The sequence below is a fragment of the Paenibacillus sp. AR247 genome (assembly GCF_002968895.1).
GTDB classification, from domain to species: Bacteria; Bacillota; Bacilli; order Paenibacillales; family Paenibacillaceae; genus Paenibacillus_AQ; species Paenibacillus_AQ favisporus.
Window position 1 is genome coordinate 288,496 of the sequence record NZ_PCZT01000012.1, and the last position, 3,072, is coordinate 291,567.

The 3,072-nt window shown below is 54.4% G+C and carries 3 protein-coding genes and 2 pseudogenes; all 5 read left to right on the forward strand.

The window, feature by feature from the left end:
• Positions 1 to 9: 9 nt before the first annotated feature.
• A pseudogene (locus CPT76_RS22705) lies at positions 10 to 882 on the forward strand (aminotransferase class I/II-fold pyridoxal phosphate-dependent enzyme); the annotation flags it as partial.
• A 58-nt stretch (positions 883 to 940) separates the two neighbouring features.
• A complete protein-coding gene (gene tatC / locus CPT76_RS22710; protein ID WP_258168761.1) occupies positions 941 to 1,501 on the forward strand; it encodes a twin-arginine translocase subunit TatC in 561 nt (186 codons plus the stop codon).
• 84 nt (positions 1,502 to 1,585) lie between these two features.
• The gene (locus CPT76_RS22715) at positions 1,586 to 1,843 is read left to right on the forward strand and encodes a twin-arginine translocase TatA/TatE family subunit (protein ID WP_105444543.1); all 258 of its coding nucleotides are present in this window, start codon (positions 1,586 to 1,588) and stop codon (positions 1,841 to 1,843) included.
• Between the two features lie 351 nt (positions 1,844 to 2,194).
• The gene (pyrR, locus tag CPT76_RS22720) at positions 2,195 to 2,749 is read left to right on the forward strand and encodes a bifunctional pyr operon transcriptional regulator/uracil phosphoribosyltransferase PyrR (protein WP_105444544.1); all 555 of its coding nucleotides are present in this window, start codon (positions 2,195 to 2,197) and stop codon (positions 2,747 to 2,749) included.
• A gap of 1 nt (position 2,750) precedes the next feature.
• Positions 2,751 to 3,072 (forward strand): annotated as a pseudogene (locus CPT76_RS22725) (aspartate carbamoyltransferase catalytic subunit); the annotation flags it as partial.

The window sequence follows — 3,072 nt, forward strand, 5'->3', positions numbered from 1 at the left end:
TAAATTCGAAAAATTAAGCGGGCCAAAGCCCAGGCCAAAAAAGACTTCCCGGACGTGGAACTGATCGACCTTGGCGTAGGCGAACCGGATGAAATGGCTGACGCCGGCATTGTAGCCAAGCTTGCGGAAGAAGCGGCCAAGCCGGAGAACCGCGGCTATGCAGATAACGGAATTCCTGAATTCAAGGAAGCGGCGGCCAAATACTTGAAGGAAGTCTTCAACGTGGACGGCATCGACCCGCAGACAGAAGTGCTCCACTCCATCGGCTCCAAGCCGGCCCTGGCGATGCTTCCATCGGTGTTCATCAACCCTGGCGACGTGACCATCATCACCGTGCCTGGTTATCCCGTTCTGGGAACCCACACGAAATACCTCGGCGGGGAAGTATACACCGTTGAGCTGAAGAAGGAAAACAACTTCCTGCCGGACCTGAAGAGCATTCCGGAAGACATCGCTCAGCGCGCCAAGCTGATCTACCTGAACTATCCGAACAACCCGACGGGCGCAAGCGCCACGGTCGAGTTCTTCACCGAAGTGGTGGAATGGGCGAAGAAGTACGACATCGTCGTCGTTCATGACGCTCCTTACGCAGCCCTGACTTATGACGGACTGAAGCCGCTGAGCTTCCTGTCGATTCCAGGTGCGAAGGACGTAGGTGTCGAGCTGCACTCGCTGTCCAAATCCTACAACATGACCGGCTGGCGGATCGGCTTTATCGCCGGTAACCCGCTCGTCGTGAAAGCCTTCGGCGACGTGAAGGACAACAATGACTCCGGCCAGTTTATTGCCATCCAGAAAGCGGCCGCTTACGGTCTCGCCCATCCGGAAATTACGGAGAAAATTGCGGAGAAATATTCCCGCCGCCACGATATGCTGGTAGCCGTTGGCCTCGCTGGTCGAATGGAACGCATTCAGCCCGTGGGAGGGCGTTCGCATGTATATGTACATTGCCGCAGCCCTGTCGCTGGTTGTAGCGGTACCTTTTACGACGCTGCAAATTTGGGCTTTTGCCAAAAAGGGACTGCGCAAGAGCGAGCAGAAAGCGGCGCTAAAGTATGTGCCAGCTGCGTTCGTACTGCTGCTTGTCGGGTTTGCTTTTGCCTATTTTGTCGTGTTCCCGATGGCGTTTCGCTTTACGACGAGTATGACCAAAAACTTGGGATTGGTGGAGACGTACGGCATCGCGCAGTACTTTACGTTTCTGACCAACATCGTGGTTCCGGTGTCGCTTGCCTTTGAGCTGCCGGTGCTGGTGATGCTGCTGACAAGGCTGCGTGTCATCAACCCGGGACTGCTGGGAAAAATGCGTAAAGTCTCATACATGGTGCTGGTCTTCATCGCGTGCATGATTTCTCCGCCGGAGTTTTTTTCGCATATTTCGGTGTCGGTGCCGTTTATTCTGCTGTACGAAATCAGCGTATTGATGTCCAAGCTGGTATACCGCAAGCAAATGCAGACGGATGCGGGGACCAAGGACCGGATGAATTATGGATCTGCCTAGGTTCGACCTTGGCTGTTGAAAGTGTGCTGAAATCAAGTGGAGAAGCTGGTTTATAAATTGCTTTAAGGGAGGACGATTTACGTTATGCTAAGCGATATTGGTTTGCCGGGTTTCATTTTGCTGGCCGTGCTTGCGCTGCTGTTATTCGGACCAAACAAGCTGCCCGGGCTGGGCCGCTCCGCCGGACGCATGCTGCGGGAATTTAAAAACGAAATGAACGACATTATGGGCGACTCGCCGCGCCAGAAGCGCAGCTCCGCCCAGGAGCCCGTAACGGAACAGGGGCAGCAGCCTCAGGCGGTTCGGACGGAATCCGCCGCATCCCCGCGTTTGCCGGAATAAAATTCCACGGATCGGGAAGGCTAAGCTCGGTTGACAGCAGACGTTCAGTCTGTCATAATCATCTTTAGTTGAATAGCACCTTTAAATCAGTCCCGTGAGACTGGCAAGGTAACGTGAACCGAGGTTCACTTCGCGGCAGCATACTGTCTGCTTTAAGCCGCCCAGCGAATCTCTATGTCTATCAGCGTATGCTGATGGCTTCTAACTCCTTGCCTACGGGCAGGGAGTTTTTTTGTTATCTGGGTCCCCTCCAAGCATCTAAACAGGCATCATAACAAAGCCTCGCTTTGTGGGGAACCTTCACGGGTCAGCTATTTAAATCCCTTTTAGACGGAAGAAGGAGTGTGGAGCATGAGCAACGAGGTGCATGTCATTATGGATGAAACGGCAATCCGCCGTGCACTGACAAGGATTGCACACGAAATACTGGAGAGGAACAAGGGGATTGAAAATTGTGTATTCATCGGCATCAAAACCCGGGGAGAATTTCTGGCCCAGCGCATCGCCGGCAAAATTCTCGAAATCGAAGGCACACCGGTTCCATGGGGCGCCGTTGACGTCACCCGGTACCGGGACGACCAGAAAGACAGCGCAGCATCCCTGACTGAAGCAAACATCGGCCTTGAAAAGCTCGATATTCATGATAAAAAAGTGATTTTGTTCGACGACGTGCTGTACACGGGACGGACGATCCGCGCCGCAATGGACGCCCTGATGGACTGCGGTCGGCCGCAGATGATCCAGCTGGCGGTGCTGGCGGACCGGGGACACCGGGAGCTGCCGATCCGGCCGGATTATATCGGCAAGAACGTACCGACGGCAAGGTCCGAGCAAATTGAAGTGGCCCTCACGGAAACGGACGGCAAGGACGAAGTGACGATTATGCAAAACCGGGAGGAGAAATAACATGCTAACGATGACGCAGCTGAAGGACCGGAGCCTGCTCGGACTGAAGGATCTGGGCCGCGACGAAATCGAATCGATCATGAACCGGGCAGCATACTGGGAAGCACAGCACGAAAAGCTGGTGCCGGTGCTGGCCTCCAAATTCGTAGCCAACATGTTTTTTGAGAACAGCACGCGGACGCGCTTTTCCTTCGAAATGGCTGAGAAACGTCTGGGCGCCCAGGTGCTGAACTTTACGGCGGCTGCTTCGAGCGTAGAGAAAGGCGAATCGATCTACGACACGGTAAGAACGCTCGAATCGATGGGGATTGACGCAGGCGTCA

Excerpts from the sequence above, each read along its gene's own strand:
- CPT76_RS22715 (WP_105444543.1), top strand. The coding sequence starts at position 1,586 with ATGCTAAGCGATATTGGTTTGCCGGGTTTCATTTTGCTGGCCGTGCTT.
- tatC (WP_258168761.1), top strand. The coding sequence starts at position 941 with ATGTACATTGCCGCAGCCCTGTCGCTGGTTGTAGCGGTACCTTTTACG.
- pyrR (WP_105444544.1), top strand. The coding sequence starts at position 2,195 with ATGAGCAACGAGGTGCATGTCATTATGGATGAAACGGCAATCCGCCGT.